The 23,108-nt window shown below is 59.8% G+C and carries 25 protein-coding genes; 9 read left to right on the plus strand and 16 right to left on the minus strand.

What is annotated here, in order from left to right; translation table 11 throughout:
* Positions 1 to 57: 57 nt before the first annotated feature.
* From DK870_RS12740 to DK870_RS12765, 6 genes are all read right to left on the minus strand, one after another.
* Complete coding sequence (locus tag DK870_RS12740) at positions 58 to 480, minus strand: hypothetical protein (protein ID WP_161548786.1); 423 nt, start codon at positions 478 to 480, stop codon at positions 58 to 60.
* A gap of 13 nt (positions 481 to 493) precedes the next feature.
* Positions 494 to 2,209 (minus strand): hypothetical protein, encoded by a 1,716-nt coding sequence (locus DK870_RS12745; protein WP_161548787.1) that lies wholly within the window; start codon positions 2,207 to 2,209, stop codon positions 494 to 496.
* Positions 2,210 to 2,212: 3 nt separating this feature from the next.
* Entirely contained in the window at positions 2,213 to 2,500 is a 288-nt protein-coding gene (locus DK870_RS12750; protein ID WP_161548788.1) for a hypothetical protein, read from the minus strand.
* A 27-nt stretch (positions 2,501 to 2,527) separates the two neighbouring features.
* Positions 2,528 to 3,349 carry a hypothetical protein gene (locus DK870_RS12755; RefSeq protein ID WP_161548789.1) on the minus strand — a complete coding sequence of 274 codons (822 nt, stop codon included), beginning with the start codon at positions 3,347 to 3,349 and terminating at the stop codon, positions 2,528 to 2,530.
* Positions 3,350 to 3,643: 294 nt separating this feature from the next.
* Positions 3,644 to 4,021 carry a DUF4156 domain-containing protein gene (locus DK870_RS12760; protein WP_305986819.1) on the minus strand — a complete coding sequence of 126 codons (378 nt, stop codon included), beginning with the start codon at positions 4,019 to 4,021 and terminating at the stop codon, positions 3,644 to 3,646.
* Positions 4,022 to 4,204: 183 nt separating this feature from the next.
* Positions 4,205 to 5,284: an SDR family oxidoreductase gene (locus tag DK870_RS12765; RefSeq protein WP_161548790.1), complete on the minus strand. Its 1,080-nt coding sequence runs from the start codon at positions 5,282 to 5,284 to the stop codon at positions 4,205 to 4,207.
* A 74-nt stretch (positions 5,285 to 5,358) separates the two neighbouring features.
* Between DK870_RS12765 and DK870_RS12770 the strand changes: the two genes are divergently transcribed.
* Complete coding sequence (locus DK870_RS12770; RefSeq protein WP_161548791.1) at positions 5,359 to 5,766, plus strand: MerR family transcriptional regulator; 408 nt, start codon at positions 5,359 to 5,361, stop codon at positions 5,764 to 5,766.
* 128 nt (positions 5,767 to 5,894) lie between these two features.
* Complete coding sequence (locus tag DK870_RS12775; RefSeq protein ID WP_060753176.1) at positions 5,895 to 6,116, plus strand: hypothetical protein; 222 nt, start codon at positions 5,895 to 5,897, stop codon at positions 6,114 to 6,116.
* A 76-nt stretch (positions 6,117 to 6,192) separates the two neighbouring features.
* Here the strand turns inward: DK870_RS12775 and DK870_RS12780 are convergent, their stop codons facing one another.
* Positions 6,193 to 7,380 (minus strand): MFS transporter, encoded by a 1,188-nt coding sequence (locus DK870_RS12780; RefSeq protein WP_090366124.1) that lies wholly within the window; start codon positions 7,378 to 7,380, stop codon positions 6,193 to 6,195.
* Positions 7,381 to 7,864: 484 nt separating this feature from the next.
* On the opposite strand from DK870_RS12780, the gene mqo reads away from it, so the two are divergent.
* Positions 7,865 to 9,511, plus strand: a complete 1,647-nt coding sequence (gene mqo / locus DK870_RS12785) for a malate dehydrogenase (quinone) (protein WP_090366123.1) — start codon at positions 7,865 to 7,867, stop codon at positions 9,509 to 9,511.
* A 66-nt stretch (positions 9,512 to 9,577) separates the two neighbouring features.
* Here the strand turns inward: mqo and DK870_RS12790 are convergent, their stop codons facing one another.
* Positions 9,578 to 10,291 (minus strand): NADPH-dependent F420 reductase, encoded by a 714-nt coding sequence (locus tag DK870_RS12790; RefSeq protein ID WP_256679850.1) that lies wholly within the window; start codon positions 10,289 to 10,291, stop codon positions 9,578 to 9,580.
* A 50-nt stretch (positions 10,292 to 10,341) separates the two neighbouring features.
* Here DK870_RS12790 and DK870_RS12795 point away from each other — a divergent pair, with 50 nt between their 5' ends.
* Both DK870_RS12795 and DK870_RS12800 read left to right on the plus strand, forming a co-directional pair.
* Positions 10,342 to 11,238 (plus strand): LysR family transcriptional regulator, encoded by an 897-nt coding sequence (locus tag DK870_RS12795; RefSeq protein ID WP_161548792.1) that lies wholly within the window; start codon positions 10,342 to 10,344, stop codon positions 11,236 to 11,238.
* Positions 11,239 to 11,366: 128 nt separating this feature from the next.
* Positions 11,367 to 11,696: a YXWGXW repeat-containing protein gene (locus DK870_RS12800; protein ID WP_060753181.1), complete on the plus strand. Its 330-nt coding sequence runs from the start codon at positions 11,367 to 11,369 to the stop codon at positions 11,694 to 11,696.
* Positions 11,697 to 11,703: 7 nt separating this feature from the next.
* Here DK870_RS12800 and DK870_RS12805 read toward each other — a convergent pair whose 3' ends face one another.
* From DK870_RS12805 to DK870_RS12825, 5 genes are all read right to left on the minus strand, one after another.
* The gene (locus tag DK870_RS12805; protein WP_178126867.1) at positions 11,704 to 12,078 is read right to left on the minus strand and encodes a hypothetical protein; all 375 of its coding nucleotides are present in this window, start codon (positions 12,076 to 12,078) and stop codon (positions 11,704 to 11,706) included.
* Between the two features lie 70 nt (positions 12,079 to 12,148).
* Complete coding sequence (locus DK870_RS12810; protein ID WP_161548793.1) at positions 12,149 to 12,544, minus strand: PIN domain-containing protein; 396 nt, start codon at positions 12,542 to 12,544, stop codon at positions 12,149 to 12,151.
* Complete coding sequence (locus tag DK870_RS12815) at positions 12,541 to 12,798, minus strand: AbrB/MazE/SpoVT family DNA-binding domain-containing protein (RefSeq protein ID WP_060753183.1); 258 nt, start codon at positions 12,796 to 12,798, stop codon at positions 12,541 to 12,543. The genes DK870_RS12810 and DK870_RS12815 overlap by 4 nt, the downstream gene beginning before the upstream one ends.
* A gap of 284 nt (positions 12,799 to 13,082) precedes the next feature.
* Positions 13,083 to 14,456, minus strand: a complete 1,374-nt coding sequence (ppnN, locus tag DK870_RS12820) for a nucleotide 5'-monophosphate nucleosidase PpnN (RefSeq protein ID WP_060753184.1) — start codon at positions 14,454 to 14,456, stop codon at positions 13,083 to 13,085.
* Positions 14,457 to 14,607: 151 nt separating this feature from the next.
* Positions 14,608 to 15,432, minus strand: a complete 825-nt coding sequence (locus DK870_RS12825; RefSeq protein ID WP_060753185.1) for an aspartyl/asparaginyl beta-hydroxylase domain-containing protein — start codon at positions 15,430 to 15,432, stop codon at positions 14,608 to 14,610.
* Between the two features lie 263 nt (positions 15,433 to 15,695).
* Here DK870_RS12825 and fabV point away from each other — a divergent pair, with 263 nt between their 5' ends.
* Positions 15,696 to 16,889: an enoyl-ACP reductase FabV gene (gene fabV / locus DK870_RS12830; RefSeq protein WP_161548794.1), complete on the plus strand. Its 1,194-nt coding sequence runs from the start codon at positions 15,696 to 15,698 to the stop codon at positions 16,887 to 16,889.
* Positions 16,890 to 17,035: 146 nt separating this feature from the next.
* Entirely contained in the window at positions 17,036 to 17,659 is a 624-nt protein-coding gene (locus DK870_RS12835; protein WP_161548795.1) for an HAD family phosphatase, read from the plus strand.
* Here DK870_RS12835 and DK870_RS12840 read toward each other — a convergent pair.
* The gene (locus DK870_RS12840) at positions 17,656 to 18,561 is read right to left on the minus strand and encodes a LysR family transcriptional regulator (protein WP_161548796.1); all 906 of its coding nucleotides are present in this window, start codon (positions 18,559 to 18,561) and stop codon (positions 17,656 to 17,658) included. The two genes, DK870_RS12835 and DK870_RS12840, sit on opposite strands and share 4 nt — an antisense overlap.
* A gap of 103 nt (positions 18,562 to 18,664) precedes the next feature.
* Between DK870_RS12840 and DK870_RS12845 the strand changes: the two genes are divergently transcribed.
* Complete coding sequence (locus DK870_RS12845) at positions 18,665 to 19,834, plus strand: aspartate aminotransferase family protein (RefSeq protein WP_161548797.1); 1,170 nt, start codon at positions 18,665 to 18,667, stop codon at positions 19,832 to 19,834.
* A 121-nt stretch (positions 19,835 to 19,955) separates the two neighbouring features.
* Here DK870_RS12845 and punR read toward each other — a convergent pair whose 3' ends face one another.
* Positions 19,956 to 20,870 (minus strand): DNA-binding transcriptional activator PunR, encoded by a 915-nt coding sequence (gene punR / locus DK870_RS12850; protein ID WP_161548798.1) that lies wholly within the window; start codon positions 20,868 to 20,870, stop codon positions 19,956 to 19,958.
* A 122-nt stretch (positions 20,871 to 20,992) separates the two neighbouring features.
* On the opposite strand from punR, the gene punC reads away from it, so the two are divergent.
* Positions 20,993 to 22,177: a purine nucleoside transporter PunC gene (gene punC, locus DK870_RS12855; protein ID WP_161548799.1), complete on the plus strand. Its 1,185-nt coding sequence runs from the start codon at positions 20,993 to 20,995 to the stop codon at positions 22,175 to 22,177.
* A gap of 15 nt (positions 22,178 to 22,192) precedes the next feature.
* On the opposite strand, the gene DK870_RS12860 is transcribed toward punC, so the two are convergent.
* The gene (locus tag DK870_RS12860; RefSeq protein WP_161548800.1) at positions 22,193 to 23,026 is read right to left on the minus strand and encodes a nucleoside-binding protein; all 834 of its coding nucleotides are present in this window, start codon (positions 23,024 to 23,026) and stop codon (positions 22,193 to 22,195) included.
* Positions 23,027 to 23,108: the final 82 nt, after the last annotated feature.

The raw sequence follows: 23,108 nt of genomic DNA on the forward strand, positions 1-23,108 counted from the left end.
TGGTCACGACAAAAAGCCCGCTTGACGCGGGCTTTTCGGGAGGGGAAGGCGCGCGAATTAACCGCCGGTGCCGCCCACATCCAACGCGTTGAACTGACCGGAGCCGATCAGGATCTGGTGCGCGGTGACTTCCATATCGCCTGAGGCGTAGGAGCAGCCGGTGTACTTGCGCAGCAGCGAGCCGTCATCACGGTTATAGGTCTCGATGTCGAAGACCAGACCCTGCAGCACGGCATCACCGTTTTCAGCGAAGATGCCACGCTCGCGCATCTTGTCGGTTTCGAGAATCAGGCGACTGACGGTGATGGTGTGGCGCGCCATGGTCGGCACCCACTCGCCGACATGAATGTCGCCGATGCCGGACGCCGCTTCCGGCGCGTAGTCATCGTTCATGCGGACCGACTTGACGAAACCGACCTGGAAACCGTCGTAAGTGATGACCGTACGGTTGCCGCTGCGGACTTTCTGGTTGTTTTTCATGGGCTAGTCCTCCTTATGCCGAGGCTGTGCCGGTGAAGATCTTCAGCGAGATCGACACAGGGATGTAGTTGATAGGGATGACTGGCGAGCACTGGAACGCGACGGCCAGCGTGTCGCCGCTGGCGGTCACGGTAATGCCCATGTACGGCGGGTTGGCCTTGTCGCCTGCGAGAACACCTGACCCGGCCGGTTCGGCGACCGACAGTGCTTTGAGCACGGTGTCGGTGATGGTGGCTGCGCGGCCCAGGTTGACCTGGTTGTTTTTCTGCCCGCGCAGGACATCCAGAGCCTCACGAACAGTGCGTGCGGTGTAGTCGGTCGCCCAGCCGCAGGATTGCTCGACCTTGTTGAATTTCTTGTCCACCAGCCAGGTGCTGATCGACTGCACCACCTTGTACCCGTTCTTGGTGCTCTCGATGCACAGCACACCGCCGGTGATCAGGGCATCGGTGTCGGTCGGATTGCGCAGGTTGCGTTCCAGACCCGAGACATTGATCGATTTGTTGCTCAGTGCGGTGCCAGGGTTAACGCCGGCGAACATGCCGGTCAGCATCGCCGCGGTGTACGAAGCGTTGAACAGCGCCAGGTTGCCATTGACGTCGTAGCCGTAGTGACCCAGATGGACCAGTGAGGTGCGGTCAGAGTTGAGCGCTTTGGCGAAGGCGATCGCCGCCGCATCGGAAGTACCCAGATCGGTACCGCAAACAGCACGACGCTCCAGGCGGCCAAACTTGGACATGAACTGCACGTGCGCATCGGCCATCGCCCAGATCGCCGGCGTGGTGCTGACCGGGCAGATCCACTGCGCGTCAACCGATTGCAGGGTGGTGAAGGCTGCCGACCACTCAGGGGTGCTGGTGACACCATTGGAACCGCCCGCCAGATAGGTGAAAGGCAACAGGGCTGGGACTGTTCCGGCGTCAGGCGCACGGGTAGCGGTGACCAAGCCTTCGCTGCCACTGTTGAACCAGTCGATCACCGCCTGCAGGTTTGCGGTCACGGTGTACTGGGTTTTCACGTTTGCGGCGGTGGCGTAGTCCAGACCATTCAGGGCCACGGCATTGATGTTGTTTGGATCAACCACACCGGCGCTGAAACCGTCGATGGTGTTGATGTAGTCCACCACTTGTTGATAGGTGGAGTACACGTGCAGATCGACAGTAGCAACGGTGGTGCCGCTTGGTGCCTGTAATACGATGCTGGTACCGGAAACGGTCATGGCTGCGTTTGCCTGGGCACCGGTGTATTGCACGGTAAGGGCAGGACGCGCGATGTTGTCTTGTGTGACATAACCGTTCTGGTACTGGGTGGTGACCATCAAGCCAGACACCGAGCCGGACTCGATCTTGGTCTTGATCTGGTTGGTCCACTGACCGTAGTCCGAGGATTTCAGCAGAATGCTGTCTGCGCCGGCGGTGTCTTTAAGAGCCAGCGTTGCCTGAACGGCCGGGTTGACGCGTACGGCATACACAGTCGACGGGCCGCCCGTTTCAGCGCTGGGTGCAAAGGCTTTGGTGATAGCGTCCAGCAACGGGCCGCTGATCAGCGCCGCTTTGGCTTCCGCTGGTGAACTGAACGCCAGCGGTGTGTTTGGCTCGCCGCCGGCACTGGTACCGATGAAGGCGGCGTAGTTGCCCACGCCCAGGTTCGCGCTCTGATAGGCAGAGTCGTCGACCTTGGACATCGTCGCCGGGGTTACCCACAGCTTGCCGTTGTAAAAAAGAGACATTGTTTAGTCCTCAATGACCATAGTGGTGAAGTCGACGAATTGGGCCTGGAACGTGGATTCGAGAGCCTTGATGACGCCTTTCTGTTTTGCGGTGAAGTAGAAGCCGTTAACCAGCTCGACTCGTGAATCACGCAGCGAAAGCTTCTGCATGAATTCTTCCAGCGTGATTTCAAAGGCAGCGGGTACAGGGGTGTCCGACATGGAAACAACCTCGACGGTGGTTACGGTTTGATCGCCAGCAGGGTGTTCAGTACCGTCTGCCGGATTAGGGGTGACACTCTTGGAAGCCATTGTTTGGAGCCTTGTTGGAGGTTGGATTCAGTCCTTTACGCGGACCTCGATGTCACCGATCAAGCCGACAGTGCTGGAGACGCGAGCCGTGGAAAGACAGGTGAAATTGCACAACGTCTGGTACATCGGGCGGCCCGACACGCCGTTGGCGACATCGATATCGCTGAAACCGAAGCTGACCTGCTGAAACCCCCGGGCATCGAACACGGGGAGGTTCGTGAGCAAGAGGCGACGCAAGGCGTTACGCAGTGCCGGGCGTTCGTCGCTGTTCAACGACCACGCCAGAACACGAATGCTGTCTTTTTCCAGCCAGCCCTCCGATTCCTCGTCCTCGTCGCCATACAGCACGCCCATGCCACTCTCTTCGCCGGCCCGGTTGACCGGGTTGGCGCCTTCAAGCTGCAACGTGACGAAAGGGAATTTCAGCTCGGCCGACAGGGTGGGGGGCGTGGTGTACACCGCGATGTAGCCCAGCTCGGGGCTGAAGTTGCCGCGCTGTACTTCAACCAGCAGACCGGCCTCCAGGCGATCGCGCAGGAACCCGACCGCGTCGTGTGACTGATCCACATAAGTGGCGCGAGGCGTGGCGTTGACGGTTGCCGCAGACAACCAGGCGCTGCCGTTCCAGTAGTAGGGTCGGTAAAAGACCATGACTTCATTGGCCAGCGACGCCACATCAACGAAATTGCTTTCGCTGCCTTCGTAGGCGCGCAGGGCGCTCGCGTCATCCGGCCCCGTGAAGGTGTCGGAGACTTTGCGCAGGACGCGCCAATTCAGCGAGCCGACTGGGGGCTCGAGGAATACACGCAGGGCATTGCCACTGGGGAGCGGCCGAATAATCGAGATCATGCCTGGATGTTGCTGTCACGACGGCGGGAGGAGGCAGAAACGAAATTGTAGGGATGGGAGGTAAGGAATTTTGCTGGAGGGTGCGTGGGGTGAAAGGTGTTGCTTTAATTTTGCTTAAGCAGATAGGTATGTTTTCATAACTGTATGAAGTATATGAATATTTATTTTTTATGGTTCCAGTCCATCATGGGGGCGATGGTGTCCACCTCAGTAGACACCTTTTTTAGCCCTTTAAAGCCTGCGCCAATGTCAGGAGTAGCGTCGCTCCTATCCGAGTCCTGACCTGACTCAGGCTCACCGTTGGGGGCAGCGATAAACATTTCCTGAAAGGGTGACGTTGGTTTGTTCCAATCGTTTGTCCGAACCGGTTTGACCCGCTCGCTGAGTCAGCAGGTAGACCCGATTGCCTCCCATTGCCGCTGCTTTGTTTTTCAGATCATTTCGTGCTCCGGTTTCCAGATCTGCGTTTCCAGTAATACTACCCAGCAGGAAGTCACCCTGACTGCCGGTGATATCTCCCAAGAACTGACACTCAGAGCCAGGCTCGTTATTAGTTATACGTACGGCATTGGCGGTTGGGCCCATCGCAGGTGTAGGGGCGCAACCTACCAGTGCAAGCAATACGAGGGGCAAACTGACTCGCGTCAGAGCGCTAGGGAGAAGCATGTGCATAGTTCCTTTATTACTAAAATGACATTGCCCTTTTGAATAGCCTGATAAGGCTTAAAGCCGGTGTAGCTTCAAGTTTTTTCGGGGTGAGAACTGTATTAATTAGTAATATTGGATTGTGAATTTGTGAGCAGTGGCTTCTTAATCGGGCAAAGTCATCCGGGGGCGAGCCCCCCTTAGGAGCAGTCAGCGAGACTTGCCCGAGGCCACGCCCTGCGACTTGACGAACACCGCCGTACGCCGCAAAGCCTCACCTACATCCGGTTTGGCTATCCCATGCCTTTTGGCAAACTGCTCCACCGCCTCTGTATCAAAACGCGTGGTCTGGATGAAGTCCAAAGCCTCCACACTGGTATTCAAAAAACGCGCGACGGGAGGAATCTTCAGCAGCCATTTCAGCAATCGCAGCGGAATGTGATGCCTGGGAGGCTTCAAGCTGATGGCTTGTGCCACCTGTGCCAGAAGTTCGCGCAAGTTGGGCGTCTGGGCATCCAGTGCCAGCAGTTCCTGGCCTTTCATGGCCGGGTCAAAAGCACTGGCCACCACCAACTCGACCAGATAATCCACGGTGACCAGCGGCAGCCAGTGTTCGGCGGTGCCGGGCACGGCGGTCAGCTTTCCCTGCATAAGGCTTCGTATCAGCTCCATCAGTGGCTGACCTTCGAGGATATGGCCGGTGTGGCTGTGGCCACACACCGTGGCGGGATGGACGACGGTCACGTCTGCGCCCTTGGCTGACATCAACTCCAGAGTCGCAAAGTGTGCCTCCAGCTTGCTTCCCTCGTAGGCACCGACGCGCCGGTAGAGGGCGGGCCAATGGGTCAGCTCGGGATGATGAGGATCAATGCCTATGCGTTGCAGGTGTTCATGGTTTTTCAGCATGAAGCCGCCGATCATCACTAACCGGCTTTTTTGCTCCGCCGCCAATAGCGCCACGCGCTTGGCGCCTTCCACATTCACGGCACGTGAATGCTCCAATGAGAGCCCCCAGGCAAAGTGGGCGCCCAGGTGAAATACCACGCTGGCTTGCCTCAGCCTCTCGCGGTCGGCAAGGTTCAGCCCGAGGTTGTCCTGCGCCAGGTCGCCAGCCACGGCCAATACCCGGGACGCGTTCCCTCCCAGCTGGTCGACTTGTTCGCGCAGTGCGGCAAGACGCTCTGGCCGGCGCATCAACACCTGTACGGTGTGACCTTTTGCACTCAGGTGCGCCACCAGATGTTGGCCGATGAAGCCGGTACCCCCTGTGACGAAGCACTCCACGCTCATTTCTATGTTCCTTGGGTCAGGTGAGAAATCAAGCGTAAACTGTCGACCCAACTCTACAGTCAAGTGTTGTTTTCATGAAAATAGGCGAACTTGAGGCGCGCAGCGGCGCCAGCCGCCATACGCTGCGTTACTACGAACAGATCGGCTTGATCTCAGCGCAGCGGCGAACCAACAATTATCGTATTTATACCGAGCAAACCCTGCAGGACCTGGACTTTATCCAGCGTGCGCAAAGCATGGGGTTTTCCCTCGGGGAAATTGGCGAGATTCTCGATGCGCAGCGCAACCAACTGATCGATTGCGCTGACGGCGCCAAGTTGATTGAAAAGAAGATGGCGCAGATCCAGCAGAAAATCGCCAACCTCCAAAGCATTTATCAGTATCTGGATCAAGAACGCGCGAACCTCGAGGCCAGTGCGGCCAGGCAGCTTGAACTTCAGCGACTGAGCAACACTTCCCCTGCAACGGTTGGCGTCTACTAGATAGCGAAGGCGGCAACCTGAACCCCTGCTGTCGCGCAGTGAAATTTCATCATTCCCCGTGCCTTTGAAGTCTACGATCCTCTTCAAGAGAGGACCCACGCGCCTCCAGCCCACAGGGAACTGAAAACATGATCTCGAACCTCGTCAAAATCGTGATGGTTGCAGGCACGTTGCTGTTGAGCGCGTGTTCGTCCGGGTCGTCCGGCGTGAGTAGCGACCCGTGTTTCTCGGGCGGATGCCAGGCGTTTGGCGACCACAGCCCGAGCAAAGCCGCCAAGATGAATTTTGGCGGCAGTGGGCTGGGGAGCAGTTATGGGGAGTATGGGTCGGGGTTGTTGCATGATGATTGAGGAAGGCGGGGTCAGCCGTTAGTGTGTTGACTGACCCACTGCTCTCGGGAGCAAGCCCCCTCCCACCGTTGGCGTTTCAGTGGCCGCCTTTCATGCGGCGGGCGATGAGGTAGAGGCCCAGGCCGACCAGCGCGGTCGCCGCGCCGATGTAGCCGGTGCTTGTCCAGCCATAACCCGCCGTGATTGCCATGCCGCCGAACCACGGCCCCAGTGCGTTCGCCAGGTTGAACGCGGCATGATTCGACGCCGCCGCCAGGCTCGGGGCTTCGTGGGCGATGTCCATCAGGCGGATCTGCAGCGGTGCCGCCAGGGCCACCATGGTGCCGACCAATCCCATGCTCAGCAGCACGCTCCACAGTGACGCCGCCGCGAAGGGGAAGAACAGCAACACGGCCATCGACCACACCAATATCAAGCCCACCGCACGAAACTGCAGGCGGTCAAACAGCTTGCCGCCGGCAATGTTGCCGATGATCCCGCCCACGCCAAACGCTGCCAGCCCGAACGGAATCCACTGTGGCGACACTCGGGTCACTTCGAGCATGGTCGGGGCGAGGTAGCTGAATACGCAGAACATCCCGGCAAACCCGATGGCGCCAATCGACAGCGCCATCCACACCTGCGGTTTGGTGAACGCGCGCATCTCCTTGCGCGGGTCGCTGCGTTGTTCATCGTGGCGGTGCGGCACGAATTGCCAGACCAGCGCGATGGTGCACAAGGCAATCACGCTGACCAGCCCGAACGCCGAGCGCCAACCCAGGTGCTGGCCGAGGAAGGTGGCGATGGGGTTGCCCAGCAGCATGGCCAGGGTCAGGCCCATCATCACGCGGGCGACCGCGCCGGCGCGTTTATCGTTGGGCACCATGCTGGAGGCGACCACGGCGGCAATCCCGAAGTAGGCACCGTGGGGCAGGCCGCTGATAAAGCGGAAGGCCACCAGCGAGCCGAAGGTCGGGGTGAAGGCGGTGGCGAGGTTGCCCAGGGCATACAGGCCCATCAGTAACAGCAACATGTGTTTGCGCAGCAACTTGGCGCCGAGAATCGCCAGCAATGGGGCGCCGACCATGACGCCCAGGGCGTAGGCGCTGATGGCGTGGCCGACTTGCGGTTCACTCAAATTCAGATTGTGGGCGATATCGGGCATCAAGCCCATGATGGCGAATTCGCCGGTGCCGATCGCGAAAGCGCCCACGGCCATGGCCGCTTCCATTTTGGCGGCGCTACGCGCGGGCAGCACATGCCCGGGTGTTTGCTGGATAGTCATGGGTAACTCTAGTTTGGATGGAACGCACGAAGGAGAGCCGTCGATGCTACGCAAGCGGCGGCGAAACTGTCTAGAACAGCCTTTTGCGTAAACGTTCCAACCCTGTGACTCCACGTCGCGCCTGCCAGGCTTGACACGCGCGCGCCAAAACCGGCGATTTAGAGCTGTCAATTGGCCAAACGACGCATAAACACTGTTCAGCGTGATATTCTGCGCGCCGTCTTGGTCTAGTCTTGCCCTGGTGCGTACACCCGTATACGTCCCGGCGGTTGGCTGTCGCCCAGGTAGCTGAAGCCAATAATGATAAGAAGTCAGCGCAGAAGGGACATAACAGTGAGGCCGATCCAATCGGCCTTGTGTGCCCACCCTGCGGTCCTCATGTGATTGTGCGAACCCCGCGCTACGTTGCCTGACGTAGCGTGATCGAGGGTTGCCCAGGATCAGGGGCGGCGGGGCGGATGGCGTTTTATCATAGGTGCTACAGATGTTTAAGAAAGTAAACACTGCCCTGCTGGGGCTGGCTTTGTCGATGGGGATCACGTCCGTTCAAGCGGAAGAGGCAAAGAAAGTCGATGTGCTGCTGATCGGCGGCGGCATCATGAGTGCGACCCTGGGTGTCTGGCTCAACGAGCTGGAGCCGGGCTGGTCGATGGAGATGGTCGAGCGTCTTGATGGCGTGGCCGAAGAAAGCTCCAACGGCTGGAACAACGCCGGTACCGGTCACTCGGCCCTGGCTGAGCTGAACTACACCCCGGAAAACAAGGACGGCGTTGTTGAGATCCCGAAAGCGATCGAGATCAACGAAGCGTTCCAGATTTCCCGTCAGTTCTGGTCCTGGCAGGTCCAGCAGGGCGTGCTGAAGAACCCACGTTCGTTCATCAACTCCACACCACACATGAGCTTTGTGTGGGGCGATGACAACATCAAGTTCCTCAAGAAGCGCTACGAAGCCCTGAAGGCGAGCCCGTTGTTCGCCGGCATGCAGTACTCCGAAGACCCGGCGCAGATCGCCAAATGGGTTCCGCTGATGATGGAAGGGCGTGACCCGAACCAGAAAATCGCGGCCACCTGGTCTCCGATCGGTACCGACATGAACTTCGGCGAGATCACCCGCCAGTTCGTTGCCCACCTGCAAACCACGCCGAAGTTCGACCTGAAACTGTCGAGCGAAGTGCAGGACATCACCAAGAACGCCGACGGTTCGTGGCGTGTGAGCTACAAAAACCTGAAAGACGGCACCAAGACTGAAACCGACGCCAAGTTCGTGTTCATCGGCGCTGGTGGCGGTGCACTGCACCTGCTGCAGAAGTCGGGCATTCCTGAAGCCAAGGAATACGCAGGCTTCCCAGTGGGTGGCTCGTTCCTGGTGACCGATAACCCAGCCGTAGCCGAGCAGCACCTGGCCAAGGCTTACGGTAAAGCCTCGGTAGGTTCGCCGCCGATGTCGGTTCCGCACCTGGACACCCGCGTGCTGGATGGCAAGCGCGTGATCCTGTTTGGCCCATTTGCAACCTTCTCGACCAAGTTCCTCAAGGAAGGCTCGTACCTGGACCTGCTGACCAGCACCACCACCCACAACATCTGGCCAATGACCAAAGTCGGTATTCGTGAATACCCACTGGTCGAGTACCTTGCCGGCCAGCTGATGCTGTCGGACGACGACCGCTTCAAGGCACTGCAAGAGTACTTCCCGAACGCCAAGAAAGAAGACTGGCGCCTGTGGCAAGCCGGTCAGCGCGTGCAGATCATCAAGCGTGACGAAGAGCAGGGCGGCGTCCTGAAACTCGGTACCGAAGTGGTCAGTTCCGAAGACAACACCATCGCCGGCCTGTTGGGTGCATCGCCAGGCGCGTCCACCGCGGCTCCGATCATGCTGACCGTGCTGCAGAAAGTGTTCAAGGACAAGGTGGCGACCCCTGAGTGGCAGGCCAAGCTGCATCAGATCGTACCGAGCTACGGTACCAAGCTGAATGACAGCCCTGAGGCGGTTGCCAAGGAATGGGCCTACACGGCCGGCGTCCTGCAACTGACCCCTCCGCCAGCCATCCCGCAACTGGCCGCACCAAAGGCCACCGAGGCTGCCAAGCCTGCGGCTGAGCCGAGCAAGCCTGCATCCGACCTGGCGCTGTAAGCCAAGCCTGATGTAAACAGCCCGCTGAACCGGTGACGGTCAGCGGGCTTTTTTGTGCACGGGCGTTTACCGGCGGGTGCGTTCGACGGCAGGCAGTTCAACGGTACGTTCGGCCTTGGCCAGCGCGGCTTCCAGGCCCGCCTTATCAAGCGGGATGCAGTACGCGGGTTTACCCCGTTCAAAGCGCCAACTGTCATCCAGCCCGCCGGCATCCACAGCATCGAAGCCGAGTTCGTCGAGCAACCTAATCACCTGCGCCTTGGCGGCCGTGTCGTCCGCAGCCACCGGCAGGGCACGCCGGTCCGACGCACCGTGGGGGCGAGCGTCCTGGGTCAGGTCGGGGGCAAATATCGCGTTGAACACCTTCACCACCTGCGCGTGCGGCAGGTGCTCGGCGAGCAGCCGGCTGGTGGTGGTTTCAAAGCGGTCTAGCGCCGGGATATGCCCGTCACGGTTCGGGTAGTAGTTATTGGCGTCCATCACCACCTTGCCATCCAGCCATTTCGCCGGGACGCTGCGGTAGTGCTCCAGGGGGATGGCCACCAGCACCACATCGCCAAATCGGGCGGCATCCTCCGCGCTGCCCACCTGCACGCCCGGAATACCGCTGGGCACGCTGCTCATGGTCTGCGGGCCACGAGAGTTGCTCAACATCACCTCATGCCCGGCGGCCAGGGCCAATTCGGCCACGGCCCGTCCGATAAAGCCTGCGCCTATTACGCCAATCTTCATGTCCTTGCTCCTGTGAACGGGGGAGCGGTTATGATGATTGGCAACCAACTGTCGATAAACGAGGGTTTTGGTGTCGATGTTGTTACTGGGAGTAGGCAATGATGGACCGTCTTTCAAGCATGCACGCCTTTGTCATGGCCGCCGAGTCGGGCTCCTACGCGCGTGCCGCCGTACGTTTGAATATGTCGCCGCAAATGGTCGCCAAGCATGTCACCGCGCTGGAACAGCGCCTGGGTGCGCGCCTGCTTAACCGCACCACACGCCGGCAAAGCCTGACGGAACTGGGGAGTGCGTACTACGAGCGTTGCAAGCACATCCTCACCGAAGCCGACGCAGCCGACTCGCTCGCGCAGATCATGAACGACACGCCGCGTGGCAAGCTGAGGATCACCGCCCCGGTAACGTTTGGCTCCTATAGCCTGATGCCACTGATCACGGCGTTCCTGCGTGACCACCCGGAGGTGGAAATCGACCTGCACCTGACAGACCGTTTCGTCGACCTGGTGGAGGAAGGTTATGAGGTGGCCTTTCGCATCGGTCCGCTGGCCACCACCAGCCTTACGGCGAGGCCTCTGGCACCTTATCGCCTGGTGGTCTGCGCGGCACCGGCTTACCTCGCGGCACGCGGTACACCGCTGATACCGGCAGACCTTGAGCAGCATGAATGCCTGGGCTACGCCTACTGGTCCCGCCCGGCAGATCGCAAATGGCTGTTTTACCAAGGTGCGGCCACTCACGAGGTGGCGGTTTCCAGCCGTCTGCGGATCAATGAAAGCCGGGCCTTGATGTCGGCTGCGCTGGATGGTTTTGGTATTGTCCTGGGCCCCGAGGATTTCTTGCGTACGGCGCTGGCCAGCGGCGAGCTGGTACGTGTATTGCCGGCCTTCGACGCACCGAGTCGCCCGATGCACCTGGTCTACACCGCAAACCGGCAGCGCACGGCCAAGCTTCGGCGTTTTGTCGAAGCCGTGGTGCAACGTTTTGGCGCGCCTTAAGGCGCCCGCCGTTCAGCCCGCCGACAGACACTACCTGTTAAAAAGAACTCAGAGCCAAGCAGGAGCGAGGCTGCAGGAAGGGGGAATTTTCAGCGTGTTTGTGGGGCGATAACGCCCGAGGATTTTTTATGTTGCTACGTTATGCGGCATTGGCGGCAGTCGTCGTCGCGGCATCCGGGTGTGTGCAAGAGCGTGTGGTGCATGAGCGCGGGCCGGTACAACGTGAGTATGTCGAGGTCGTTGCGCCGCAACCGCCGCCGGTTCAAGTGATCGAGGTCGAGCCGCCGGTACGTTACGGCTATGTCTGGTCGCGCGGTTACTGGCGTTGGCAGGGCGGGCGTTACGTGGCGGTGCATGGCCACTGGGAGCCGGTACGCGAAGGCTACCGCTATGTGCATCCGCACTGGGTGCAACGTAGTGACGGCTACCACTGGCAGGGTGGTGGCTGGGTCCGCTAAGTCTGGGCTAGCTCGGCTTCTGGGTGCCTAGAAGCCGAACCTCACGCAGCAATGCGGCGCCGAGCTGGTCGGTGCCCAGTTCCCGATAGCCCACGGCCTTGATGTCGCCGTTTTCTTCGGCCTGGATGATGATCACCGGCGTTTCCTTGCCGGTGGCCTCGTCGACGTGCAAGGCGTACTGCGGAATATCCAGCTTGATCGGCGTACCTGCCGCCTTGCCTTTCACGTTGATCAGGAAGGCCGCACAACCCGTATCGACATCTACGCTGGTGGCAGAACGGCCGCTGACGAAACAGCTTTGCGGCAGATCGGGCCAGGTGATGCTGTCGGCAATGGCCAGTGCTGGGGCGATGCTCAAGATTGCGAAAATCAGCTTGCGCACGTGAATCTTTCTCTTGATCAGGTCTGAATGCGGTTTTACCAAAGCCTGGGCGCTACCGCAACGCGATGGCTCAGTTCAGGCGTTTCATCCCGGTGGCCTTGGCTGCATCCAGATCAAATGTAGCGGTGTATTCACACCCTGCCGAATGGGCGCAGCGCTCGATCAGGCAGTCGGCAAAATCGGCCTTGCTCGCGGTGAATCGCCGCAGTGCCTGCCAAACGATTTCCGCCTGTTCGATGATCAATTCGCGGGTGCGCAACAGCGTCTCCAGAACCGTCACCAATTCACTTTTGGTGCATTGGTAGCAGCTTTGTAAAACCCACACCAATTCCACCACTGACACCAGGCTGACAAAGCCTGGCGAAAGCGTGGTGAGCGATTCGATCAACTCGCACGCCTTGGGGGATTGCGCGGGGTCATCCTGGGTGACGTAGCGCACCAGCACATTGGTATCCAGGCCGATCATCCGGCTTTTGCTCCTTGCGTGGCGATGGCGCGGTTCATTTCTTCGATCGAGACCGCCTTGGCAGGTTTGCGGACCAGGCCCTTGAGGTCGTGTACGGTTTTGCTGGCGGCAATAATGGAAAACCGGCCGTCTTCCATTTCGACGAACTCTACGCGGTCTCCGGTTTCCAGGCCCAGGGCTGTTCTGACCTGGACCGGAATGGTGATTTGCCCTTTTGAGGTCAGTGTGGCGGTTGCCATATTGAATATCTCCATCGTTATGCTCCTTACCTTAGGGTAAGGAATTATGGAGGACAAGATCCGTTGGTCCATAGGTGCTCTGCTGGTGTGAGTTGATCGGGACAGTTAAAAAAATAGCCCGATTTATTCGGTCGACACGCCCGAAAACGCCTGCAAAGAGATACAGCATATGACCGACCCCTTTTCCCACGCGGGCATTGCGCCCTGGACCATGGCCGGAGTGGCCGAACTGGCGCACCCCGGCCCGCGGGTGGAAATCAAGGGTGTGGCGATGCTGCGCGGATTACTCAGCCAGCTTTTTATTGAACCACGCGATAACACGGCACATACGCCGCGCCACCCGGTAGTTTCATGCGGTGTTGGGCTACGAATGCCTTCAACAGCTCATCCAGCGGTTTCATGATGGCCGGGTCACCATGGATCTCGTAAGGACCGTTCTGTTCGATCAGGCGGATGCCTTTGTCCTTGACGTTGCCGGCCACGATCCCGGAAAACGCGCGGCGCAGGTTGGCGGCCAGTTCATGCGGCGGCAGCGCGTGGCTCAGTTGCAGGCTGGCCATGTTGGCGTGGGTCGGGTCGAACGGGCGCTGGAAGCCTTCGTCGATCTTCAGCAGCCAGTTGAAGTGGAACGCGTCGTTGCGTTCGCGGCGGAACTGCTTCACGGCCTTGAGGCCGGCGGTCATCTGCCGTGCCACTTCGGCTGGGTTGTCGATGATGATCTGGTAGTGCTTCTGCGCCGCCTCGCCGAGGGTGGCACCGACGAACGCGTGCAATTGTTCCAGGTAGGGCGCGGCGTGTTTCGGCCCGGTGAGGATCACCGGGAACGGCAGGTCCTGGTTGTCCGGGTGCATCAGGATGCCCAGCAGGTACAGGAACTCTTCGGCCGTACCGGCGCCGCCCGGGAAGATGATGATGCCGTGGCCGACGCGCACGAAGGCTTCCAGGCGTTTTTCGATGTCCGGCAGGATCACCAGCTCGTTGACGATCGGGTTCGGCGCTTCGGCGGCGATGATGCCGGGCTCGGTCAAGCCCAGGTAACGGCCGTTGATGATGCGTTGCTTGGCGTGGGAAATGGTCGCGCCTTTCATCGGGCCTTTCATTACGCCCGGGCCGCAGCCGGTGCACACGTCAAGGCTGCGCAGGCCCAGTTCGTGTCCGACTTTCTTGGTGTATTTGTATTCTTCGGTGTTGATGGAGTGGCCGCCCCAGCACACCACGATCTTCGGTTCGACCCCGGCGCGCAGCGTACGGGCGTTGCGTAGCAGGTGGAACACGTAGTCGGTGATGCCTTGGGAGTTGCTCAGGTCGATGCGCTGGCTGTCCAGCTCGTTCTCGGTGTAGATGATGTCACGCAGGGCGCTGAACAGCATCTCACGGGTGCTCGCGATCATTTCGCCATCAACGAACGCGTCGGCCGGGGCATTCAGCAGCTCCAGGCGCACGCCGCGATCCTGCTGGTGGATGCGCACTTCAAAGTCTTTGTAGGCGTCGAGGATGGTCTTGGCGTTGTCGATATGCGCGCCGGTGTTGAGGATGGCCAGGGCGCATTGGCGGAACAGGGTGTAGATGCTGCCGGTGCCGGCTTCACTCAGTTGTTGCACTTCACGTTGGGACAGGGTTTCGAGGCTGCCCTTGGGGCTGACGGAGGCATTGATGACTTGACGTTGGGGCATTCTGATTCCTTGAAAGCACAGCCATCGCCTGCCACGGGAGCGGCGATGGCCTGAGAATGGTGGGCGCCCGAATTCGGTCGCACTGGACGGTTATTCTGGCCGCCTCACAGGCTGGGCGCAAACACCGTCCGGCACCATCATGCCGCAGAACTTACTGAATCAGCTTCCAGTTTTTGTAGAAAACCCGACGCAGGGTGAAGACCAGGCCGGCAAAGCCCGAGATCACGGCGTTGAGCACGCCCGGCAGCGGGGTCGGCCGCACGATGTCGATGAACAGGCAGTAGCGTTTTGCATCGTTTTTGTTGAAGGACGCATGCATCAGCGTGTCATCGAAAATAAACAGCGGGTCGTCGTGCCAGTAGTGCTTGTGCTTGCCCACCTGGATGTAGACGCCTTCATGGTGCGGTGCCGGTGCCATGTTGTAGAGCACGCGGAACATCATGCGCAGGGGGCCGAAGTGGAAGGAGGTCGAGCGGTTCTCGTTGAATACCGAGACGCCGATGGTCTTCACAAATGGCAGTTTCTTGCGCAACTGCGGGATATCCAGGGTGGTTTCGATCGGTCGGCCGTACCATTGGAAGAACAACATGCCGCGTTTCTTCTCGGCCATGCGCTCATCCAGATAGCTGATGATTTCATCCTTGTTGGCCATGGCGTCATCGATCACCTGTTGCAGGTCCTCACGCCAGGCCGGCGGCAGGTCGCGCATGGTGTAGACGTGGCGGTTGCGGCTGCTCAACAGGTCGAACAAGGTGTTGAACGGAGCCAATATCCATGTATTGCGGCCGTTGCCGATGAAATACTTTTTGATGGTGTCGCGGTCATACAGGCCGTTGCGCAGGAAATCGTACAGGCCGCAGAACACCACCAGCAGCAGAAACACCAGGCTGGTGCGCGGGAAACAGTAGATAAACAGCAGAACGCCAAGCACCCAGGCAACTGATACCAGCTTTTTGCGAACAGCACTTTTACTCATGAAACATGGCTCCGGACCCGAAACAAAACGAAACAATCCGTCATGATAGGACTTTATAGCGGCGCCTGGCGGTTTAAATATTGCGAATTTGTGAAGCCCCGGTACATTTTTTTACAAGTGCGCTGGCCTTTATGCATTGAATTTTGAGAACAGAAGATTTGCGTCTATCGTGACGCTTCGGTTTTTCGGACGTCATAGACCGGTACGATTGAAGTTGAATGGCCACTATTGGCCTTCGGCACCTTGGAAGAGGCAGAATTTTTATGATCATCAAACCGCGGGTTCGTGGCTTTATCTGTGTGACCGCTCATCCTGTTGGCTGTGAAGCGAACGTCAAACAGCAGATCGACTACGTAACCCAGCACGGCGCCATTGAAGGCGGCCCAAAAAAGGTGCTGGTCCTCGGCTCCTCCACCGGTTACGGCCTGGCCGCGCGTATCAGTGCTGCGTTTGGTTGCGGCGCCGACACCCTGGGCGTGTTTTTTGAGAAAGAAGGCGAAGAAGGCAAGCTGAGCTCCGCCGGCTGGTACAACAGCGCCGCGTTCGAGAAGTTTGCCGTCGAAAAAGGCCTGTACGCCAAAAGCATCAACGGCGACGCGTTCTCCGACGAGATCAAGCGCCTGACCATCGAAACCATCAAGAAAGACCTGGGCAAGATCGACCTGGTGGTCTACAGCCTGGCCGCGCCACGCCGTACCGACCCGCAAGGCGTGGTGCACAACTCCACCCTCAAGCCAATCGGCAAGGCAGTGACCCTGCGCGGGATCAACACCGACAAAGGCGTTGTCGTCGACACCACCCTTGAGCCTGCCACCCAGGAAGAAATCGACGGCACCGTGAAAGTCATGGGCGGCGAAGACTGGCAGCTGTGGATCGACGCCCTGCGTGACGCCGATGTGCTGGCTGAAGGCGCCAAGACCACGGCCTTCACTTACCTCGGTGAGAAGCTGACCCAGGACATCTACTGGAACGGCTCTATTGGCGAAGCCAAGAAAGACCTGGACAAGAAAGTCCTGACCCTGCGTGACAACCTCGCTGCGCTGAAGGGCGACGCCCGTGTGTCGGTACTCAAGGCAGTGGTCACCCAGGCCAGCTCGGCCATCCCGATCATGCCGCTGTACCTGTCGCTGCTGTTCAAAGTGATGAAAGAGCAGGGCACTCACGAAGGGTGCATCGAGCAGGTCTATGGCCTGTTCAAGGACAGCCTGTACGGCAAAGAGCCTAAGCTGGACGCCGACGGCCGCCTGCGCGCCGACCTGGCCGAGCTGGAACCGAAAGTCCAGGACGCCGTGGCGGCCCTGTGGAACCAGGTCACTGATGAAAACGTCAACGAGATCAGCGATTTTGCCGGCTACAAGGCGGAATTCCTGCGCTTGTTCGGCTTTGAAATCGACGGCGTGGATTACGAAGCCGACGTGAACCCGACTGTGAAGATCAATGGCCTGATTCAAGCCTGAGACGCAGCCTGAAAGTGGGAGGGGGCGTACCCCTCCCGCTTTTCCTTGTCTGAAATTGGAAGTTTCCTACCTTCCCTCGCGCTCCCACCCTTGCTCACAATCTGCCAGACTCCTACGGCTATCAAGCCACGCTAACGGAGGATCTGATGACGATTCGTGCAGTCGTTTTTGATTTTGGCGGTGTCCTGTTCGACTGGAGCCCGCTGCATCTGTACCGCAAGCTGATTGCCGACGATCAAGAACGGCAATGGTTTCTCGACAACATCTGCACCCAAGCCTGGAACACCGAGCAAGACGCCGGTCGTACCCTGGCGGAGGGCACCCGCAGCCTGATCAGCCAATACCCTCAACATGAACCCCTGATCCAGGCCTACTACGATCGCTGGCACGAGATGTTGCGCGGCCCGCTGCCGGAAGGCGTGGCGATTCTCGAAGCGCTGCATGCAGCCGGCATGCCGTTGTTCGGGCTTACCAACTGGTCCGCTGAAACCTTCCCGTATGCGCGCGCCAACTACCCGTTCCTGCAACGTTTTCGCGACATCGTGGTGTCAGGCGAGTTGAAGCAGATCAAGCCGGATGCGGCGATCTATCACGCCAGCCTGGACCAGGTGCGTGCGCATCTGCCGGATATCCAGCCAGGCGAAGTGGTGTTTATCGATGATGTCGCCGGCAATGCCGAGGCGGCTGTTGCACTCGGCTGGCAGGGCATTCACCACGTGTCGGCCGAGCGCACGGCTGCGCGTCTGCGTGAGTTGGGTGTGGCGTTCTAGCGCGCCCACTTTTCCATGACGAAGTCGACGAACGCGCGCAGTTTGGGCAGGCGATAGCGATCCTGGCGGTAAAGCAGGTGCATGGGGCGGCAGGGCAGTTGATAGTCGGTCAACAGCGCCACCAGTTTTCCGGCCTGCAGGTCGGGTTGTACGAGGGCATCAGGCAGCATCACGATGCCCATGCCCTGGACCGCCGCCTGGTGCAGGCCTTGGGAGCTGTTGATCGTCAGCGAGCCGGACACGGCAACTTCCACTTCGCCTTCCTGGCCGGTCATTCGCCATAGCTTGTCGGCATTGCGCCAGTCGTCGGTCGAGGGGTAGGCGAACGCCAGGCAATCGTGCTGTCGCAGGTCCTCGGGCACCCGCGGCGTACCGCGTCGCGCCAGGTAAATGGGTGAGGCACAGAGGGTCAGGGTGTAGTCGCGCATGGGCCTGGCGATCAGGCTTGAGGGTTCCAGCTCGCCCAGGCGAATCGCCACGTCGAAACCGCTGTCGACCAGGTCCATCCGTTGATTGTTCAGGACCACGTACAGGTTGATCAGCGGGTAGCGTTGGGAAAACTCGCTCAAGGCCGGCGACAGTCGTTCGGTGCCGAACACCGGGGGGGCGGTGATGCGCAAGGTGCCTTTGGGGACGTCGCTATGGGCTTGTTCCGCCCACTGCTCCGAGTCAGCCACCAGCCCGAGCACTTCCAGGCAACGCTGGTAATACTGCCCGCCGAATTCCGTGAGGCTCTGTTTGCGCGTGGTGCGTTTGAGCAGGCTAACCCCCAGCCTTTGTTCCAGGGCGCGCAAGTGGTTGCCGACCATGGTGGTCGACATGCCGCAGGCGTGGGCGGCGGCGGTCATGCTGCCGGCCTCCACCACCTTCACGTACACCGTCATTGCCTGGAACAGATCCATTATCAAGCCCTGATTTAAAGTCCTTGCACGATTGCACAGTTTATCCAGCATGAGTGGCTAACGATACTGCATCCATCACAATGATGCACTGGAGCCTGCCACCATGACCGCCGCCTGCCTGATGGACACTTACCAACCCTTGGCCCTGAGTTTCACCCGTGGCCTGGGCACGCGCCTGTGGGACCAGCAGGGCCGTGAATACCTGGATGCGGTGGCCGGTGTGGCGGTGACCAATGTCGGGCACTCCCACCCGAAACTGGTGACGGCCATCCGTGAACAAGCCGGTTTGTTGCTGCACACCTCCAACCTCTACAGCATCGACTGGCAACAACAGCTGGCGCGGCGCCTGGCCCAGTTGTCCGGCCTGGACCGTGCATTCTTCAACAACTCCGGCGCCGAAGCCAACGAGACGGCGCTGAAGCTGGCGCGGCTGCATGGCTGGAAAAAGGGCATAGAGCAGCCGTTGGTGGTGGTGATGGAAAACGCCTTTCATGGGCGTACCCTCGGCACCATGGCGGCCAGCGATGGGCCATCGGTGCGCTTGGGTTTCCAGCGCTTGCCGGGGGATTTTCTCAAAGTGGGCTTTGGCGACATGGCGGCCCTGGAAGCGCTTACTCAACAGTTCGGCCCGCGTATCTCGGCCGTCTTGCTGGAGCCGATCCAGGGCGAAAGCGGCGTAATGCCTGCCCCGCGCGGCTACCTGAAAGCCCTGCGTGAGCACTGCACGCGCCAGGGTTGGCTGATGATGCTCGATGAAATCCAGACTGGCATCGGCCGTACCGGCACCTGGTTTGCCTTCCAGCATGAAGGCATTACCCCGGACGTGATGACCCTGGCCAAAGGCCTGGGCAACGGCGTGCCCATCGGTGCTTGCCTGGCGCGTGCCGCCGTGGCTCAGTTGTTCACCCCGGGCAGCCATGGCAGTACCTTTGGGGGGAACCCGTTGGCCTGCCGTGTGGGCTGCACCGTGCTGGATATTATTGAAGAGCAAGGCTTGCTGCAGAACGCCGCGCAACAGGGCGAACGCTTGTTGGCGCGGCTGCGGGTGGAGTTGAGCGAACACCCGCAGGTGCTGGCCATTCGCGGGCAGGGCTTGATGATCGGCATCGAGCTGGCCCGCCCTTATCGCGACCTGGCCCAGCGCGCTGCCCAGGAACATGGGCTGTTGATCAACGTGACGCGGGGCAAGATTATCCGTCTGTTGCCGCCATTGACCCTGGAGGGCAAGGAGGTCGATATGATCGTGCGGGCAATCAGTCGCCTATTGGGCTGAAATGCCATCATCCTGTGGGAGGGGGCTTGCTCCCGATAGCAGTGGATCATTCAGCTTGTGTGTCGACTCAAGCACCGCTATCGGGAGCAAGCCCCCTCCCACAGGGGACCATCATCGTCTTCTAAAGGTCGTGCCCGTTGAGCCACTCCTGGTTCAGGGTCTCGGTATCGCCCAGGTACTCCAGCAGCCACGCCATGGCCGGCGACAGTTTGTTCTGGGCCCAGGCCACGCACGATGGGCTGGCCGGGAACGGTCGGTGCAGTTGCAGCGCGACCAGTTCGCCGCGTTCGATCCACGGCAATACCTGATGCGCCGGCGCCATGCCCACGCACAGGCCGTCACGCAGGCAATCGAGCGCCGAGGCCCAGTTGGGGACCACCAGGCGCCGTTGGTTATCCAGGGTCCAGGTGTCGCGCTTGGGCAGGTTGCGCGAAGTGTCGGTCATGCACAGTGAGGCGAACGGGCGCAATTGATCGTCACTGAGCAAGCCCTCAATCGCCGCCAACGGGTGCCTGGCGCTGGCCACGCACAACCAGTTCAACAAGCCCATGTCGCGAAAGGTGAAGTGGCTGGCCACCGGCACCGCACTAGTGGCGCCGATCACAATGTCGGTGCGTTCATCGGCCAGGGCGTCCCACACGCCGTTATACACTTCGTACTCCAACAGCAATTCCACCTCGGGAAACTGCCGGTAAAAGTCCAGCACCAATTGACGGCAGCGCTGGGGTTTGACGATGGAGTCCACGGCGACTTTCAACTGGCCGCTCCAGCCATTCGCCACTTGCTGGCACAGACGCCGGGTGCCGAGCATTTTTTTCATCACACCACGAGCTTCGTCGATGAACAGCCGACCAGCCGGGGTCAGTTCGACATCGCGATGGCGTCGCACAAACAGCGGCACCGCCAGCCACTCTTCAATCTGACGCACCGTGTAGCTGATGGCCGACGGTACGCGGTGCAATTCCTGGGCGGCGGCGCTGAAGCTGCCATGGCGTGCCACAGCATCGACGACATCCAGGGAGTATTCGGACCACATGGGAATTGCCTTCAAAAATATTGATATGAGTGTCCAATTATTATCGCTTCACAGCAAAACTGTCAGCTTCATAATGGACGCCGGTCAACAAATAGTTTGATGGCAAGTTCTTAAAGGTTTCGATGAAAAATTCGTTGGGTTTTACTGGGTATCTGGCGGGGCTGAGCATGCTCGGTTATCTCGCCATGGATATGTATTTGCCGGCGTTCGGCGCCATGGGCGAGCAGTTGCAGTTTGGTGTGGGGGCCGTGGGCGCCAGCTTGAGTATTTTCCTCGCCGGTTTTGCCGTGGGGCAATTGCTGTGGGGGCCGTTGTCTGACCGCCTGGGGCGCAAGCCCATCCTGCTCACGGGCCTTGGCCTGTTTGTGTTGGGCTGCCTGGGCATGTTCTGGGTCGAGACCGCGCCGCAGTTGCTGGCATTACGCTTTATCCAGGCGATTGGCGTGTGTTCCGCCGCCGTGAGTTGGCAGGCCCTGGTGATCGACCGCTATCCGGCTGACCAGGCTCACCGTGTGTTCGCCAGCATCATGCCGCTGATGTCGCTGTCGCCGGCCCTGGCGCCCTTGTTGGGGGCCGTGGTGCTGAATCACTTTGGCTGGCAGGCGATCTTCGGGGTCTTGCTGGGGGTGTCGCTGTTGTTGCTGCTGCCGACGCTGTTCCTGCGCAAGATGCCGACACATCAGACAGGGCAGGGTGAGCCTTCACGCCTTGGCTACGGCCAACTGCTGACCTCCCGTGTGTTCACCGGCAACGTGATGATCTTCGCCGCGTGTTCCGCCAGTTTCTTCGCCTGGCTGACCGCTTCCCCCTTCATCCTTGGCGGCATGGGCTATAGCCCGAATGACATTGGCCTGAGCTATGTGCTGCCGACCTTGGCGTTTCTGATCGGTGGCTACAGCTGCCGCAGTGCACTGCAGCGTTACCAGGGTAAAACCCTGCTGCCCTGGTTGCTGCTGGCCTATTGCATCAGCATGGCGGCGTTGTACCTGGTCGCTACGTTGACGGGGCCGACCCTCACCACGCTGTTGATTCCGTTCTGCCTGATGGCGCTGGTCAACGGTGCCAGTTACCCCATCGTGGTGGCGAATGCGCTGATGCCGTTTGCGGAAAATTCCGGCAAGGCGGCAGCCCTGCAAAACACCCTGCAATTGGGGCTGTGCTTTCTCAGCAGCCTGCTGGTCTCGTCGATGCTTGAACAGCCGCTGCTGATTACCGTGATCGTGATGCTGGCGACCGCACCGCTGGCGGTGTTGGGTTACTGGCTGGCGCGGCGCAAGACGGATGATTCGGAATTGGCCAGTGCTTGAGCTGGGTTCCTTCCGTTAGAACGTCACTTCCATATTCAGCGTCGGCGTGGATGTGCGGCTACCCCTGCCGCCGTCTACGCCGAATTTGTTGTACCAGTACTCGTAGCCCACCCCGAGATACAGGTTTGGCTTGACGCTTTTGCCCGGCCGCACCGCCACCATCAGCGCCGTGCGCATCAAGGCTTCCGGGGCGGTGTCGCGGCCGTGGTAGTCCTCGCCTTTTTCCCCGACGTAATTGATGAAACCCTGGAATTTGGCCGCGTGGCTGGCGACTTCAAACGGGCGCATCCACGCAAGGTTGAGCATGTAGGTATCGTCGAAGGTGTGATTGGATTCTTTCGCGCCGGGGATGCCGGTGTGGTTCCTTTCCTTGTAGTACATCAGGCTCAGGTCCAGCACGCCGACGGTGTTGAATTTCAAGGTCGGGCCGATCACCAGCGCGCGCTTCCTGGCCGAGGCGAAGTTGTTGTTGCGGTTGGCATCGAAGCCCAGGGTCAATGCGTAGTCCTTGACCAACCCGGTGCCGAGCGGCACGTCGAATACCCGTGAAGCGTACAACTGGTGGCGGTAGACGGCATACACCTCACTGCCACCCTGGTCGGTGCCCTTGCGTGGATCGCGGCTGTCGGAAAGGAACACATCGAGATTCAGGTAGTTGCTGCCGTACTGGTAGCCGCTGGCGTGGGTGAAGCTGTAGATGCGCTTGCTGAAATCATCGGGGTTGTTCGGGTTGGTGAAGTGTTCACCGTAGCGAAATCCCACGCTGTTGTTCATCCATTCCAACGCCACGGCCTCCCCGCCGCCGAGGAGGGTGAGGGCAACGGTGGCGCCTTGCAGTGTTTTTTTCATTGTTATAGGTCCTGTGGCGTTCAGGCTCGTGACGGCCGGATTATTTTTGTAACGCCGTTGGAGGGTATCTTGTTCGATTGAT

The sequence above is a fragment of the Pseudomonas sp. Q1 genome (genome assembly GCF_009935975.1).
GTDB classification, from domain to species: Bacteria; Pseudomonadota; Gammaproteobacteria; order Pseudomonadales; family Pseudomonadaceae; genus Aquipseudomonas; species Aquipseudomonas palleroniana.